13 protein-coding genes are annotated in these 15582 nt (G+C 50.2%); 11 read left to right on the top strand and 2 right to left on the bottom strand.

From position 1 onward, the window contains the following. The first annotated feature begins 534 nt into the window (after positions 1-534). The 9 genes from MKZ24_RS29990 (at position 535) to MKZ24_RS29950 (ending at position 11357) form a co-directional block, all read left to right on the top strand. Complete coding sequence (locus MKZ24_RS29990) at positions 535-1092, top strand: RNA polymerase sigma factor (RefSeq protein WP_042233705.1); 558 nt, start codon at positions 535-537, stop codon at positions 1090-1092. Then, positions 1074-2231, top strand: a complete 1158-nt coding sequence (locus MKZ24_RS29985) for a hypothetical protein (protein ID WP_340789456.1) — start codon at positions 1074-1076, stop codon at positions 2229-2231. The genes MKZ24_RS29990 and MKZ24_RS29985 overlap by 19 nt, the downstream gene beginning before the upstream one ends. A 199-nt stretch (positions 2232-2430) precedes the next feature. Continuing rightward, on the top strand, positions 2431-3771 hold the full coding sequence (locus MKZ24_RS29980) for an ABC transporter substrate-binding protein (protein ID WP_042233711.1): 1341 nt from the start codon (positions 2431-2433) through the stop codon (positions 3769-3771). A 217-nt stretch (positions 3772-3988) separates the two neighbouring features. Then, positions 3989-4951, top strand: coding sequence for a carbohydrate ABC transporter permease (locus tag MKZ24_RS29975; protein ID WP_042233713.1), 963 nt, complete (start codon positions 3989-3991; stop codon positions 4949-4951). Beyond that, positions 4948-5793: a carbohydrate ABC transporter permease gene (locus MKZ24_RS29970; protein WP_042233714.1), complete on the top strand. Its 846-nt coding sequence runs from the start codon at positions 4948-4950 to the stop codon at positions 5791-5793. The genes MKZ24_RS29975 and MKZ24_RS29970 overlap by 4 nt, the downstream gene beginning before the upstream one ends. Positions 5794-5894: 101 nt before the next feature. After that, positions 5895-7649, top strand: a complete 1755-nt coding sequence (locus tag MKZ24_RS29965; protein WP_042233716.1) for a sensor histidine kinase — start codon at positions 5895-5897, stop codon at positions 7647-7649. Between the two features lie 94 nt (positions 7650-7743). Further along, positions 7744-9348: a response regulator gene (locus MKZ24_RS29960; RefSeq protein WP_340789452.1), complete on the top strand. Its 1605-nt coding sequence runs from the start codon at positions 7744-7746 to the stop codon at positions 9346-9348. A gap of 249 nt (positions 9349-9597) precedes the next feature. Then, the gene (locus MKZ24_RS29955; protein ID WP_042233719.1) at positions 9598-10680 is read left to right on the top strand and encodes a Gfo/Idh/MocA family protein; all 1083 of its coding nucleotides are present in this window, start codon (positions 9598-9600) and stop codon (positions 10678-10680) included. A gap of 284 nt (positions 10681-10964) precedes the next feature. After that, positions 10965-11357 carry a DUF4073 domain-containing protein gene (locus tag MKZ24_RS29950; RefSeq protein ID WP_081956419.1) on the top strand — a complete coding sequence of 131 codons (393 nt, stop codon included), beginning with the start codon at positions 10965-10967 and terminating at the stop codon, positions 11355-11357. Positions 11358-11700: 343 nt separating this feature from the next. Here the strand turns inward: MKZ24_RS29950 and tnpB are convergent, their stop codons facing one another. Together tnpB and tnpA are read right to left on the bottom strand one after the other, a co-directional pair. Then, positions 11701-12774, bottom strand: coding sequence for an IS200/IS605 family element RNA-guided endonuclease TnpB (gene tnpB, locus MKZ24_RS29945; RefSeq protein ID WP_340789448.1), 1074 nt, complete (start codon positions 12772-12774; stop codon positions 11701-11703). Between the two features lie 9 nt (positions 12775-12783). Then, a complete protein-coding gene (gene tnpA / locus MKZ24_RS29940) occupies positions 12784-13182 on the bottom strand; it encodes an IS200/IS605 family transposase (protein WP_156123092.1) in 399 nt (132 codons plus the stop codon). Positions 13183-13346: 164 nt separating this feature from the next. Between tnpA and MKZ24_RS29935 the strand changes: the two genes are divergently transcribed. After that, complete coding sequence (locus MKZ24_RS29935) at positions 13347-14549, top strand: S-layer homology domain-containing protein (RefSeq protein WP_340789446.1); 1203 nt, start codon at positions 13347-13349, stop codon at positions 14547-14549. A 249-nt stretch (positions 14550-14798) separates the two neighbouring features. Further along, complete coding sequence (locus MKZ24_RS29930) at positions 14799-15479, top strand: hypothetical protein (protein WP_340789444.1); 681 nt, start codon at positions 14799-14801, stop codon at positions 15477-15479. Positions 15480-15582: the final 103 nt, after the last annotated feature.

The raw sequence follows: 15582 nt of genomic DNA, 5'->3' as shown, positions 1-15582 counted from the left end.
CCCACGTCAACCCTATTCCACCCTGTTCAGCACATGCTCAAACCACGTTTAACCTGTTTTTTGCGGCTGGAATCCGGTTGCCTTTATAATCCTGCACAGTATACAACCTTATCCTCCTAATGCCGGACATAATCGCCAATTATTGTATTAAATGCAGCATTTCTCCTCCTCCAAGCGGCTTGTCAGGAAAATTCTTGTATTTCGTACAACAATCCGGCCGAAACCCCCGCTAGCCAGGAGCCCGAGTTGCAAAACGTACAACATTTCCGGGCTAAGCTTCGGCGGCCGCAGGCATTGTCCAGAAGAACGGACGGACAATGCCTGCGGCCGATGGCCCCGGGAACCGGGGAGCCGCCCGTGTGGAGCTATGGCTGGACCGCTAGTTGTATCGCATGGTTTTTACATAACGAGATCAACAGAGTACTGTCTGTTGGTCTCTTTTGCTGCGGAGCCCGGCATAAATAATTGTCACGCCTCAGGCTGCTCAAGTGTTATATCTATAGAAACAGAAGAAATAGAAGAAAGGAGACCAACGTGGATTCTATCGAAGAGAAGATTGGGAGAATACAGGCAGGAGAAGCCCACCTGTACTCCGAAGTGATCAGGCTGTACCAGCAGCGGATATACCTCTACTGCTTCCGGCTACTGAACAGCAAGGAAGAGGCGGAGGATGCGGTGCAGGATGTTCTGATTAAGGCCTACCAGAATATCGGGCAATACAAGCCGCAGGCGGATTTCGTATCCTGGCTCTACAAGATCGCTTACCACCATTGTCTGAACCAGCTGCGGCGGCAGAAATTTCAGCTTCAACTGCGCAAGCTGCTCCGGCAGGAGGTTGCAGTGGACAGCGCCGAACAAATGGTGGAGAACCGCCTGTTCAGCGAGCCGGTCTCGGCCGCCCTGGGGAAGCTTGATATGGAAGACCGGAATTTGTTGATTCTGCGTATTTATGAAGATAAATCGTTTGCAGAAATCGGCGAAATTCTGGGTGTTAGTACGGCTACCGTACGCAAAAGATATGAACGGACCAGAGACAAGCTAAAAAAAGCGATTGAGAGAAAGGAGAAACAATTATGGCCAAGAGTGAATTGACCCCGGAGGAGCGGTTTCTGAAGGACGGAGACCGGTCTGCTAATTATATCTCCGTTGATGTACATGACCCGGTAATGAAAGCGCTCGGGCTTGGAGGGACTTTATCTGCTGATGAAGAGCAGACAACGGTGCAGACGCTTCCGCCAAACGGAGGTGCTCCTAACATTATGCGCAGGGTTGAGACAGAAGCCGGAACGGGACGTAAGCGGAAGCGAATCCTGCGGATTCGGGTGCAGGGCTGGGTGGCGGCACTCCTTGTGGTAGTGTTGCTGGGCGGCGGTTATACCCAGTATTCCGGTGAAGTCCGGCAGGGGGCTGGGGCTCAGTACAAGGTGCTGCCCTATAAGCCGCTTCCGGTGACGGCATCAGGCGGCATGATAGAGAAGGCGAAAGAACCCTTGATGCCCTATACTCCTCAAGCACAGCCGGGTATAGAGGATGAAGCCTACCAGGAGAGTAAGCTCTACAGCCAGAAATATTCAAAAGGGCACGAACTCATGAAGGAGTTGCTGCTTCCCGGAGAGTATGCCACCTATGTAATTGCGCGTGAAGACCGGCAGGAAGAGGGGAGTCTTAACATGTACCTTCCACCGCTCACGTTCAAGGAGTATGCAGCTTACAAGACCAGCGTAGAGAAGCACAACATTCCGCTAGTGAAGCAACCGGCGTATATGCCGGAAGGGTATGTCTTGGACGAGGCAATCATCAAGCCTTCTTTCCTAAAGGTCCCAGATGAGAAGCAGCTTGAGGGCGGAAACGAGAGAGACCTGGGGGACAACTTCCGGCTGATCTGGAGAGTAGAGAAGGCGGAGAACCTTGTCTACCAGTATTCCTCGCTGATATATAAGAAGGGGGAGACTCAGGTAAGAATTGGTGTCTCACGTGTTGATGACAATTCAGGACCGGCATATCCGCTGCCGTGGAGCGAAAAGACAAAGGTGGAGAATGTTGAGATAGGTGGCAAGCAGCTCATTTATCTCGATGACTCCAGCAACACAGAGCTCGACTTGGGGTATAAGTATAAACTGGTTTGGTCTGACCCCGAAGCGCAGATCATCTATTCCGTGGCGGTTGGTCAGGAGAATTCGGAGTTAACCAAGGATGATATCATCCGCATTGCAGCCAGTATGATAAATTAGACGAATGCAGATTGGGCGCTCAGGGCTGTCCCGCTATCTATGATAGCGGGACAGCCCTCGGGCATTTTTTATATCCGAAAGATAGCATTTCCGGGAGATTTTAAAATAAATCGTGCATTGCCCTTATATAAACTTCAATTCCTAATTGTTACTATAGCAATGTAGCAAGACAATACAGATTTATACAGGAGGGTTAAAGATGTTGAATTGGAAGCGTTCTCTTTCGATGTTGGCCATGACAGCTATATTAGGTACACTAGCTGCCTGCGGCGGCGGAGGGAATGGAGCAAACAATGCAGGAGCTGCTACTGAGGCACCTGCCAGCACAAATGCAACTGAGGCTGCAACTACTGCTCCAAGCAGTGAACCTGTCAAGCTTCGTATTATGTGGTGGGGCTCCCAGCCGCGTCACGAAGCTACCTTGGCGGCGCTGGATTTGTATACGAAGAACAATCCGAATGTAACGTTTGAGCCGGAGTATTCAGGTATGGACGGTTATCTGGACAAATTATCCACCCAAGCTGCGGCCAACAATGCTCCTGATGTTGTTCAGCTTGACCCGGGCTGGATGCCGGACTGGATGGCACGCAGTCAATTGGCAGATTTGGCTCCTGAGGTGGATGTAAGCAAATTCGACGTGAAGCTGCTGGCCGGAGGCCAACTGGACGGGAAGCAATATGCCGTTCCACTGGGCTCGGTAGCCTTCGGTATGGTATATGACAAAGCTGCCATGGATAAGCTGGGCATTGCCAATCCGGCGAACGGCTGGACCTGGGATGAATTCTTCGCTTTAGCTAAGGAATCCAAAGCCAAGCTGCCGGACGGTCAATATTTCACCCTGGACTATGCGGGTAACTACTTTATGTATTCCGCTTACCAATACGCAAGAGGTAAAGGGCAGGTTATCACGGATGACGGTCATTTCAACGTGGATGAAGCCACGTACCTGGAATGGACCAAGAAATTTGAAGAGCTGCGTAAAGAAGGCCTGGTTCCTCCAGCGGACGTGAATGCATCCGATAAGGAAAACGATCCGCAAATGGACCTGCTGGCAGCGGGAAAAGTCTTGTTCCGTTACAGCTTCTCCAACAATCTGGGTACTTGGGACAGTATTAAACCAGGGGCGTACGCACTTGTAACTATGCCGCGTGCAGAAGAAGCCGGAGGATGGCTGAAGCCGTCGATGTACATGGCTGTTTCCAAGAATTCCAAGCATGCAGAAGAAGCCAAGAAATTCATCAATTGGTTTGTGAATGATCCGGAAGCCGCCCAAATCACCAAAACCTTCCGTGGTCTCCCGGCCAACAAGGACAATGCCGCTCTGCTGGAAGCGAACATGAGCGATCTGGATAAGGTAGGCTTAGGTCTTCTTCGTGCTACGGAGCCGGATGGCCAGACCTGGTCGGCCGGAGCCGGAGGCTGGACGAACTTCGTGGACAAAGACTGGGTGCTGGTCCGTGATCAGCTCAGCTTCGGGAAATCCACGCCGGAAGAAGCATATAAGCAGCTTAAGGAAGCAGCGCAATCCTACGAGAAATAGAAGGATAATTTATAGCGTAAAGCATATACATTCTTATTTTTGAACGTAAGCCTGGGACAGCAATGTCCCGGGCTTTTTTATTGAAATGAGAAAATAGACTTTGCTCCATAAATTAATCGTTATATTTTAAAAGAATTCGAGCATTCCCCTCCTTTAGCAGAGCGTGGACCAATTATATACTTAAGCTATAAAAATTGACCACAAGAGGTGACCACAGATGAACCGTTCCACAACGACTATAGCCGAAGCCGCTCCATCGCCGAAAAAAAGCTCATACTTTCGAAGCCGATGGAACGCTCCGCTTGCAGGCTATTTGTTTATTTCACCCTGGCTGATCGGGTTTCTGGCGCTGACAGCGTATCCGTTATTCCTATCGCTGTACTATTCGTTTACCGACTACACGTTGATGCAGCCCATGCAATGGATCGGGTCCCGCAATTACGAGCGGATCTTTACTGCAGACCCGAAATTTATACAATCTGCCAAAGTTACCGTCATGTATGTGCTTGCTTCGGTGCCCTTGAAGCTTGCGGCAGCTCTTTTCGTGGCAATGATCCTCAGCAAGGCCGTTAAAGGGATCAGTGCTTACCGTACGGCGATCTATTTCCCCTCACTTATCGGAGGCAGTATCGGGGTCTCGCTGCTCTGGCGGAACATCTTCGGGGTAGACGGGATCTTCAATAAATTGATTGCGGTCTTTGGCATCGAGGGGAAAAGCTGGATTACCAATCCCGATACAGCGCTGGGCACATTAATCCTGCTGACGGTCTGGCAATTCGGTTCCACCATGGTAATCTTCCTGGCTGGACTCAAGCAGATTCCGAACGACTTGTACGAGGCATCTTCGGTCGACGGGGCTAACAAGGTAGTTCAATTCTTCCGCATCACCCTGCCCATGCTGTCGCCGATCCTCTACTTCAACCTTATCATGGCCGTTATTGGTGCCTTCCAGATGTTCACCTCCGCCTTTGTGATTACAAACGGAGGACCGATGAACGCTACATATGTGTATGCCATGTATTTGTATGAAAGGGCATTCAGCCGCTATGAGCTGGGTTACGCTTCGGCACTGGCGTGGATTATGCTGGTCGCAATCGTGGCTGCAACGCTTGTGATCTCCTACACCTCGAAGTATTGGGTATTCTATGAAACAGACACTGGAGGGAAAAAACGCAAATGACAACTCTGAATTGGAAGCCTGCACTCCGACATCTGTTCATGATTCTCTTCAGCTTCGTCATGGTCTATCCGATTGTCTGGTGGATCGGGGCTTCGCTGAAGGATAGCACTGAGCTGAGTTCACCGGGTATCTTCCCGGCGGTCCCGCAATGGGAGAACTTCACCAAAGGCTGGAATTCGGTTCCCGGACATACCTTTACGGATTTTTATCTCAATACCTTCGGTCTTGAAATTGCTGTACTTATCGCAACCTTGCTATCCTGCACTCTGGTTGCCTTTGGTTTCGCAAGACTGGATTTTCCGCTGAAGAATTTCTGGTTCTCCATTCTGATGCTGACCCTGATGATGCCGGGACAGGTGCTGATCATCCCGCAGTATGCCTTGTTCCATCAATTAGGCTGGGTCAATACGTATTTGCCGTTTATCGTTCCCCATCTGCTGGCGGGCGGGGCCGGCGGGAGCTTCTTCGTCTTCCTGCTGATTCAGTTTATCCGCGGTGTTCCAAAAGAGCTTGATGAATCGGCCAAAATTGACGGCTGCTCCTGGTTCGGGATCTTCTGGAGAGTGGTTATGCCTCTGGCCTTCCCGGCGATCGTTACGGTGACCATCTTCTGCTTCCTGTGGAACTGGGATGATTTCCTGGGTCATCTCCTCTACATCAACACGGTAGATAAGTATACAGTCGGCCTCGCGCTGCGCATGATCAACGATTCCCAATCTGCTGCGGAGTGGGGTCAACTGCTTGCTATGTCGCTTGTATCCATTCTTCCGGCTACGCTCGTCTTCATGTTCCTACAGAAGTATTTCGTAGACGGGATTGCGACAACAGGGATAAAGGGATAAGATGTAAAAAAACATCCGTCACATAACGGTAAAGCGCCCGAGCCTCATTCGCAGCTTTACCGTTTCTTTCGTGTGAACCGGAAGTGAAGGAAGGTAAGGACTTGACCAATCCTTTTAAAAAATTCAGAATCGACCGCCTGTTTTTCCACAGCTTTGCTATTGTGCTCATTCTAGTAATCGCAGTTACAGCTTGGACAAGCTACAGCAATTCATCCAAAGCCCTCGTGCAGACGACCTCCCATTACCAGCAGCGGCTGCTGGACGAATTGAATAATGAAATTACAACGCGGCTGGATATGATTGAGCAGATTTCACTGTCTACCTCACGGGACAATGAGCTGACGACCTTTCTGCTGAACAGGCAGGATGATTTCGAGCGGTACCGCAAGCGTGTAAGCGTTGAGAGTGCGCTTGCCAATCTGACCTATGCCATTCCTTTAATTCAGGGTATTGATCTATATATGGATGAACCTATGCCGAGTGAGAGCCAAAGCTACATCCAGTTCCGGAATATTATTGATCTGGATAAGCAGGAATGGTCCAAGCGTCTGGTGAAAAGCGACTTCGCCTGGTCCGGGGAATATACCATTCCCAGCTTTCAAGGGGACGTCCCGGTGCTTAGCTTCGCCCGGAAAATCATGTATGAGAATGACTATCTGGGCGTGCTGGTCGTCCATATTAAAGCCAAGGAAATCCGGCAGCTGCTGACCGGCAATTCCTCCGGGTCAAACCGCATCATGGCCGACAGCGAAGGGAAGCAGATTCTGAGGATCGGGGAGACGCTCGAACAGAACGAGTGGTCTAAGTGGATCGATCTCAAGAGTAAGAAGTCGGGCTATGTGCATATTCCGGGCAAAGCAGGTTCCGGCAACACCCTGCTGGTCTATTCCAGAATGGATAACTCCATCTGGACGCTAATCGAATTCACGTCATGGAAGCAGATTACGGCAAGCAGTTTGAAGCTGGCAGAGTGGATCGGTCTGATCGGTATCGCAGCAATCCTGCTGGTGGTGCTGCTGACGCACTATCTGAGCAAGCAGTTTACCAAACCGATCAAGAAGCTTGTAAGCGCGATGCGCATGTATTCCGTCGGCGGCCACAAAGAGGAGCTGCCTACGGATTATGAGAATGAATTCGGTTATTTATTCTCCGGCTACCGCAAGCAGAACGAGCGGATTGAGGAGCTGTATCTCTCGCTGGAACGGCGTTATGAGCAGCAGCGGAAAGCTGAGATTGAAGCGCTGCAGGCCAATATCAATCCCCATTTCCTCTATAATATGCTGGATCAGCTGAACTGGATGGCAATCGATGCCGGGCAGGAAGAGCTCAGCCGGATTCTGGAGCTGATGGGACAGATGTTCCGGATCGGCTTATCCAACGGGGCGAGCTTCATTACAATCTCTGAAGAACTGCTGCACATCCGGTGTTATCTCGAAATCCAGCAGCTCCGCTGGGGGGAAGGGCTGGAATACAAGATCGAGGTAGCCCCGGAGCTACAGGATGTGTATATCCCGAAGCTTACCCTGCAGCCGTTCGTGGAGAATTCAATCGTACACGGATTCAATAAGCAGAGCAGCGGCGTTGTTGCTGTCTATATAGGCAGAGCAGAGGAGGCGCTGCAGATTATTATTGATGATAACGGAGCAGGCCTGAAGCAGCATGAAGAGCGGCCGCGTAAACGCCATACCGGCGGCTATGGCATTCGCAATGTGCGGGAGAGAATTGCCGGATATTTCGGCAATGGCTATGGGGTTACGCTGAAGGAACGTGAAGCAGGCGGAACCAGAGTAGAAGTGATTTTGCCTTTGCTTACAGAGGCTCCGGGGCAGCGACTAAGCGAGAATCGAATGAGCTAAGTGGAAGGCAGAAGTGGGAGCGCTTCCCACGCCGGGCAGGGCAGATAACGTTGCGGCGGATAGGATAGCAAGGAAGCTTAAGGAGGCAGAGACGATGTGGAAAATCGCCATTATTGATGATGAGCGACAGGTCCTCCAGGGGATGAAGCGGGCGATCCCATGGGATGAACTGGATGCAGAATGGGCCGGGGAAGCACTTAACGGGGAGGATGGTCTGGAGATGATCCGTGCAACCTGTCCGGATATTGTGATTACCGATATCTATATGCCGGTGATGAGCGGCCTCGAGATGATGGAGCATCTCAGGAAGGAAGGCTTCAAGGGCAAAATTATTATTTTGAGCGGATATTCAGACTTTGAGCATGCCAGACAAGCACTCAGGCTTCAAGTAAGTGACTATGTCTCCAAGCCGATCAGTCTGCCGACGCTTAAGTTGATACTGGGCAGGATCACTGAGGAGCTGATCAAAGAGGAGGAGGAGCGGATCAGACAGGGAGAGCTTGAGCTGAAGATGATGCTGTACGAGCCCTTTGTCGAGAAAGAATGGGTTCGTTCCGCAGCTGTCGGCACTTTGGACCCTTCTTACCGGAACAATACCCACCTGCCGCCTTCTTATCAGTATTGGCTGGAACGCAAGCATGCCACCATCGGTATTGAACTGATCCGCGATGAGCGGGCCAGCTCCTTCTCTGTCTCCGACTGGAATCTGTTTCGCTTCGCCGTCAGCAATATTGCCTGTGAGGTTACGCGCAAGTTTTGCACGGACATGGAATATACAGAGCTGAACAGCTATAGGGCATTATTAATTATTCATCCCGAGGAAGAGTGCGCGCACCGGCTGGAGGAGCTTGGGACCCGGCTGATTGACAGTATCAGCTCATATCTGAAACTGGTAGTACGTATCGGAATCGGAGGACTGAAGGAAACGTGGATCAGGATTCCCGAATCCACGGAAGAGGCTTTCCGTGCGATGGATCAGGGAGCCTTGCGGATGAATCCGGCCTATGAAGTGTATCAGTACCGGGAGAGCAGCAGCGGCGGGCAGGAGAGGGGGGCACTGTTTCCGGTCAAGTTCTCCTATAAACTGGCCGCTGCGATGAAGGCATCGCAGGAAGCCGAAGCGCAGCAGCTTGTAAGCGAATATGTCACAGAGCTGCAGAAACAGCGAGGGGTCTCAGCCGGCTACGTGCAGATGCTTGGCAGTGAATTGTGGGGAATCATAACCTACTCGCTGTATGAATCGGGACTGGTACTGGATGATCTGTTCACCAATGACCAGATTGCCAAAGAGATCGGCAATCTGGCAATGCCCGACCAGCTGGCAGGCTGGTTGTCCGCCAAAATAACCGCGATCTGCGCCAGCCGGCAATGGAAAGGCAGCGGCAAACACAGGCAGGTTGTTGATTTCATGACCAGCTACATTCATGAGCACTATGCGGAAGAGCTTACGCTGGCCGATCTGTCAGATAAGGTATATATCTCACGGAATCATCTGTCCATTATATTCAAGAATATTACGGGTGAAACCTTCAACAATTACCTGACCCGGGTGCGGATTGAGAAAGCCAGAGAGCTATTAATGGAACGGAATATGCTGGTCTACGAAGTGGCAGAACGGGTGGGCTACAAAAACATTCCTTACTTCAGCACGCTGTTCAAGAAAATCACCGGCATGAACCCTACAGAGCTGATCAACTAAATCAAATGGATCTGTCAATCGCCATTCTGTCTTATCCAGGAGGCGAATTGGCCCAGGTTACCAGCTGCTGTTCTGATTGACGGGCATGAAGGAAGACGCTGGAGCTGGTCACCGCCATCTATGAAGCCTCGATTACCGGGCGGCCGGTAACTCTTCCATTAGCTAAGGACTGTATGCTGTATACGAGGGACGGTATTCTCGCCAATGCCCCGCGGTTCCCTCTCGGCAGCTGATAAGGGAGGTAAGAATATGACAGTGAAATTCAGCATTATCGGCGGAGCGGGCTTCCGCGCACAATATTTCCTCAGAATCGCCCGTTCCATGCCGGACCGCTTTCAGATTAGCGGGCTTGTGGTAAGGGATGCGGCCAAAGGCAGAGCCATGGAAGAAGCATGGGGGGTTCAGACTTACCGTTCTCTTGAAGAGCTGCTTACGAGCGAAACCCCGGATTTCGTGCTTGTCTCGGTCAGCGGCCGGGCATCCCTGGATTATCTGTACCTCTTGGCAGAGAGAGGCATCCCGGCGCTGACGGAGACGCCGCCTGCCGCAAGTCTGGAGGAGCTTGAGCAGCTGCACAAGGAACTGACTATGCACGGTGCGCGGATTCAGGTAGCCGAGCAGTATCCTTATCATCCGGTGCAAGAGGCGCGGCTGTCGCTGATCCGTTCGGGCAGACTCGGACGGATCACGGAAACAACGGTGTCCGTCTCGCATATGTATCATGGAGCAAGCCTGATCCGCAGGATGCTTGGGCTCGGTTTCGAGGAAGCTAACATTAGGGCTATGCGGTTCGGGTCCCGCTGGATTAACGGCCCTACCCGCAGCGGCCCTCCGGCTGAGGACAAGCTGATTCCTCTGAAAAGAGACCTTGCCTGGCTGGATTTCGGAGACCGGCTGGGAATATACGACTTCACCAAGGATCAGCACCGCTCCTGGACCCGTTCGAATCACCTCTCCGTGCGCGGAGAGCGGGGAGAAATCTTCGACAACCGTGTGCTGATTCAGCAGGATAACCTGGTTCCGCTTCAGCTGGAGCTGAGACGCATCAACAAGGGGGAACTGGAGAATGCCGAAGGCTATTATCTTCAAGGGATAATCTGCGGTGAACAATGGCTCTACAACAACCCGTTCACCCCTGCAAGGCTGTACGATGATGAGATCGCGATTGCGGCCTGTCTGGATAAAATGGCTGGCTATGCCGCCGGCGGCCCCGGATTCTATGGACTGGAGGAGGCCTCACAGGATGTGTACCTCGGACTGATGATTGAGCAGGCGATACAGACCGGTGAGACCGTCAGAACTGAGCGGCAGTGCTGGGCGGGTGAGAGGTAGCACGGGTTAACTTGATTCAACAATGTATGTATCAGCTAACCTATTCAATAAGAGATTTTCTTGCGCGGGTGTCGTAGCAATTCCCAGCATACAGGAATCTCTTTTTTTGCTTTTAACAAGGGTGAGGTGCCAGGTTCATTGCAAAGTGATTGAGACTATAGAGTAAATCTGCCGTTAATCCAAAATTTTATATTAAATTTATAATTTTAAAGGAATAATTATCCAGAATAAGATATAATATGATCTGTGTTATATTTCTCATTTAATAAGACGTGGAGGTTGAAATGATGAGGAGAACTGTCGATAAATACATCCGTCTATCTCTAATCGGAATCCTTGTTGCGGGTGCAGCCAGTCTGGGTGTAAGTACTACGAAGGCCTATGCAGCGGATAACTTCACCCTGGCAGCAGGGAATAACTCTGCCTTGGACGTGGCTCTGTTCGCTCAGCCGCCATGGCCGCCCAATGTAACTGCAGATGATATTGCAAACACCATTACAGGCGCGAACGAGAAGATGGAGTATTCCACCGATGGGGGCTTGAATTGGACTGCCTATGATCCAGTCAACCCGCCGGTCTTCTACGGTGCGGTAACGGTGCTGGTGCGGATAGCGGGAGACAGCGTGAATTACATTCCGGCCGGGTTCATCACAACGCTGACCTTTACGCCGGATTAATATCAGCTCCCCATCTAGTTCAACGCGAGACCCTTAAGTTCAATGCTTATCGGAACAGACTCCAGCGATACCGGAGCCATAAGGTGATAATGTTCTATCCGAAGGGATCAGCAGGCTTTATCGAGGCTGCTGATCTCTTTTTTTGCGGAGTAAGCAAGGATTTAGCCTTAGAAATTACTGCCTCAAGTACCATATCCCTAATCAGCAGCGGTTGCTATAATGTGGAAGAAGAGGATAAAGTGAACTACACACCACCTAAGAGGTGGGTGCTTCTTGGTCAATAGAGCTACTGCTCCAAGTTTACCCAAGCTTATAGGCTAGTTCCTAACCCGCTAATGGCCATTTACATGGCTAGTTGTAGAAGATTCAGTGCCGCATTCCGGTCTCTGTCATGCTCTGTATGACAGGCAGGACAGGACCACTCCCGTACGGCTAGGTTCTTTACTTCTGCATTTTTGTAGCCACAGCAGGAACACAATTGACTGCTTGCAAAGTGTTTGGGGGCAATGATTAATTCTCTGCCGTACCATTTCGCTTTGTAGGTCAGCATGTCTCTGAACAGGCTCCAAGACACTTCGGATATGGCTTTGGCTAACTTATGATTCTGCATCATGTTCTTTACACGCAAGTCCTCCATCACGATCACTTGGTTTTCGTTTATCATTTGGGTGGACGTTTTGTGCAAAAAGTCTTTCCGTTGATTCGCTATTTTTTCATGCAGTCTGGCGACCTTCAGCCTTGCTTTATACCGGTTACGGCTCCCTTTCTTCTTTCGTGACAAGTCCTTTTGCAGCTTGGCTAATCGTTGTTCAGACTTCCGCAAGTACTTCGGATTCGGTATGATTTCGCCATGTGAAGGAATCGCAAAGTCTTTCAACCCCAGATCCACACCGATCTTCGTCTCGAGTGGGGGCAATGGGATGATATCCGTTTCCACCAATACGGAAGCGTAATATTTTCCCGTGGGTGTTTTGGAAATGGTGCATGATTTAATACGTCCCTCGAATGGACGGTGCAGCTTGATTTTGATTTTCGTTTTTAGTTTAGGAATTTTGATCCTTCCATCTGTAATGGAAATGGTTCCCTTCTGGTTATTGGTTGTGAAGCTATGGCTATTCCTCTTCTTGCTCTTGAATTTTGGAAATCCCGCGTTCGGTTCACGGAAGAAATTCTGATATGCCTTGTCCAAGTGAAGCTGGGCATTGGCTAAGGCTAGACTATCCACTTCTTTCAGCCAGCCAAAATCCTTTTTGTAGGGCGCAGGTGTCGTTTGGAGCATCGTTTCCGTTTGCTTGTAATGTTCAATCTTATCTGCAAGCATTCGATTGTAGATGAAGCGAACTGCGCCGAATACTTTAGTGAAGTACTGCTCTTGCTTATAGGTGGGATGGATTCGATACTTATAAGCCTTTAACACCTGTCCACCTCATTTCTGACCTTGAGATTCGATGTACTTCCGGATGACTTCAATCGGCGCACCGCCAGTCGTCAGTAGACAATAACTTCTGGACCAGAAATATTCCTTCCACAGCTGTTGACGAATTACAGGAAATTCTTTCTTAATTAGACGGGAGGATGCACTCTTATAAGCGTTCAGAAATTTAGAAATATCGCTATTGGGGTGAGCTTTCATTAGAATGTGAACATGATCCTTGTCATGCTTCCATTCCTGCAGGGTGATATTGTAATTAGGCTGAATAGACTCAAATATCTCTTGTAACCGATTCGAAATGTCATCGTCTATTACTTTTCTGCGGTACTTCACGACTAGAACAAGATGATAATGAAGAGAGAATACTGAATGATTATTTGTGTCTAATTCCACGGATATCACAACCCATTTCATAATACTACTGAATAGTTTTATTGTAATATTTTAGGTTGTATTTGTCTATGAGAAAGACCGCTGACATTCATCCCGCCACTTAGAGAAGTGGGGGAATTCTGACAGCTAACTGTTAAAATATATTCACGAAAGGATAGATAAGATTGAGGACAATCAAACTGGTGGTTGCCGGACTGATTGCGGGTACGATTGCGGGTGCCGTCACACCGGATTATCCGGTTAGAGCGGATTCAGTGAGCTATGAGGAAACAGCGGATGACAATGACACGGGAGTCACCTCTCCTATTTTCCCGGATATTCAAGGTCATTGGTCGGAGCGGTGGGTACGCTGGGCGCTGGGGAATCAGTATATAACCGGTTATTCAGACTTGACTTTCAGGCCGGACCATCCGATTACGGAAGCTGAATTTCTGAAGGTGTACTATCTCTCCTTCGGCTATCCGAAGGCAACGATCTTTGGGGAAGAGTGGACCGCTGGACCTTATCGGATGGCCAAAAATTGGAAGCACCCCATCCCGGGTCTCCAGGACCCACAGGCACAAGCTGCGCCTATAACCAGACAGACGGCAGCGCAGTTTATAGCTTCTGCTCTGGGCAAGAACTATAATGATAGGGCTTCCATCATTTTTCTGCTTGGAAATCAGCTGCTTCCGCTTCCGGAAGAGCCTACTGTGGAGGGATTCAAGGGGAATGCGACTTTAACCCGGGCAGAGGCGTTGGAGTGGATCAGGATGTTAAAGCTGAAGGGAAATATATTGAAACCCCGGCCGCAGGAGCTGTCAGACCCAGGGTTACTGCCTCCATTACCGGACAAGGGTACGGGATTAAAGGATTTCACAGCGGTACCTGTTACTGAAGGGGATTTCGGGATAGGTGATCCGGACGGGAAACTCATTATGGAATGGAGCAGCCCGAGGTCTCTGGTTGAACAATACTATGGAGCCTCCACCGGACAAGATGTGTTTAACAATGAGATGTATAAGGATGTATCCGTCCACTATGATTCATCAGGCAAGATGGATTCATGGTCGGTAAAAGCAGATGAAGACGCAGGGGAACCTGCTTTGACCGCTACCCTGCAGCATATCCGCCCCGGAGTAAGTACGCTGGAGGATGTGCTGATGGCGTATGGTACATATGCAGAAGTAAGCAGCACATATGGAGTTATTCTAAGCTACACCTTTGAGAATATGGACGGGGTGTTGATCCCGCGCCTGTTTCCTGGCGATAAGGTCAATACCGATAGAGGATATGTCATGGCGTTTGGCTTCGATGAGGAGACGCTAAAAGTAACACATATGAAATTATCTACGCTCCAGCGGGCCATCAACCCTGACGATAACTGATCGGCGATTCCGGCTGTTACCGGAGGCCGACGAGTTCATTGACGCCGGGAAGCAGCAAGAACTATAATCTATAAAACGGATGAAGCACATCCCGTACCCATGGCTTTTTGGGTGCGGGATTTTTTGTGTGCATTACTCCGCCAGAAACTATAGGTTCTGGAGTCTACGCAAGGCAACCGGGCAATCAAAGAAGACAAAAAGGCTCCTCTTTGCGGGGGGCGGGGGATTTTGCAGAGGAGGAATAGAGGAATGGGGTTCGCTGAAGAGCATCACCAATGGCTGGAGTATCACAAGAAACGGAGAACCGGGGAACGTCTGGACCGGCTGGAACGGGGACACCGGCATGGTGAGCAAATGTTTGTGGAGCGGGTGTGGTGGCCGATTTTCGGGAATATGGACGATCTTCACCCGGAGTATGAGGTTGCGGATTGGCGGGGAAGGCCTTATTTTGTTGACTTTGTATGGAAGCCGGGTCAGGTTAAGGTGGCTATTGAGGTGAAAGGGTACGGGCCGCATGTTCAGAATACAGACCGGACCCGCTACCGCCAGGAGCTAAACCGGGAAACGTATCTGCAAATTGCCGGGTACCGTGTGGTTGCGATCCCTTACGATGATTTGGAGTCTGCTCCGGAGCTGACAATCTCTCTTCTGAAAGCCTTACTTACTCCATGTTTGTTGAAAAATACGGATGAGGGTAGGCGTCAATATACGAGGATGGAGTTGGATATTCTGCGGATCGCCAGCCGTAAGAACGGGTTCCTCCGGCCCGTGGAGGTGGTGAAGCAGCTTGGGATAAATCGGCGTACAGCGAGAAAATATATAAATGCTTTATGCGAAAAAGGTAAATTCAAACCTGTGTTAGAGCAGGGAAGTAATCGAGTTTGCCGGTATGAGCTTATTCATTCTTTTATGGATTTAGAGGTATGGTAGAAGATCAGTATGAGTACCTGAATCCGCCGAAATCAGGCGGCAAGCGGGAACGAGGGGCAGAAGTGCCCCTGAATCCGCCGAAATCAGGCGGCAAGCGGAAATG

Source organism: Paenibacillus sp. FSL R7-0297, assembly GCF_038009025.1.
Classification (GTDB): domain Bacteria; phylum Bacillota; class Bacilli; order Paenibacillales; family Paenibacillaceae; genus Paenibacillus_AQ.
This window is presented reverse-complemented; position numbering and strand designations above follow the sequence as displayed.

Excerpts from the sequence above, each read along its gene's own strand:
- MKZ24_RS29970 (WP_042233714.1), top strand. The coding sequence starts at position 4,948 with ATGACAACTCTGAATTGGAAGCCTGCACTCCGACATCTGTTCATGATT.
- MKZ24_RS29930 (WP_340789444.1), top strand. The coding sequence starts at position 14,799 with ATGGGGTTCGCTGAAGAGCATCACCAATGGCTGGAGTATCACAAGAAA.
- MKZ24_RS29960 (WP_340789452.1), top strand. The coding sequence starts at position 7,744 with ATGTGGAAAATCGCCATTATTGATGATGAGCGACAGGTCCTCCAGGGG.
- MKZ24_RS29980 (WP_042233711.1), top strand. The coding sequence starts at position 2,431 with ATGTTGAATTGGAAGCGTTCTCTTTCGATGTTGGCCATGACAGCTATA.
- MKZ24_RS29985 (WP_340789456.1), top strand. The coding sequence starts at position 1,074 with ATGGCCAAGAGTGAATTGACCCCGGAGGAGCGGTTTCTGAAGGACGGA.
- MKZ24_RS29975 (WP_042233713.1), top strand. The coding sequence starts at position 3,989 with ATGAACCGTTCCACAACGACTATAGCCGAAGCCGCTCCATCGCCGAAA.
- MKZ24_RS29950 (WP_081956419.1), top strand. The coding sequence starts at position 10,965 with ATGATGAGGAGAACTGTCGATAAATACATCCGTCTATCTCTAATCGGA.
- MKZ24_RS29955 (WP_042233719.1), top strand. The coding sequence starts at position 9,598 with ATGACAGTGAAATTCAGCATTATCGGCGGAGCGGGCTTCCGCGCACAA.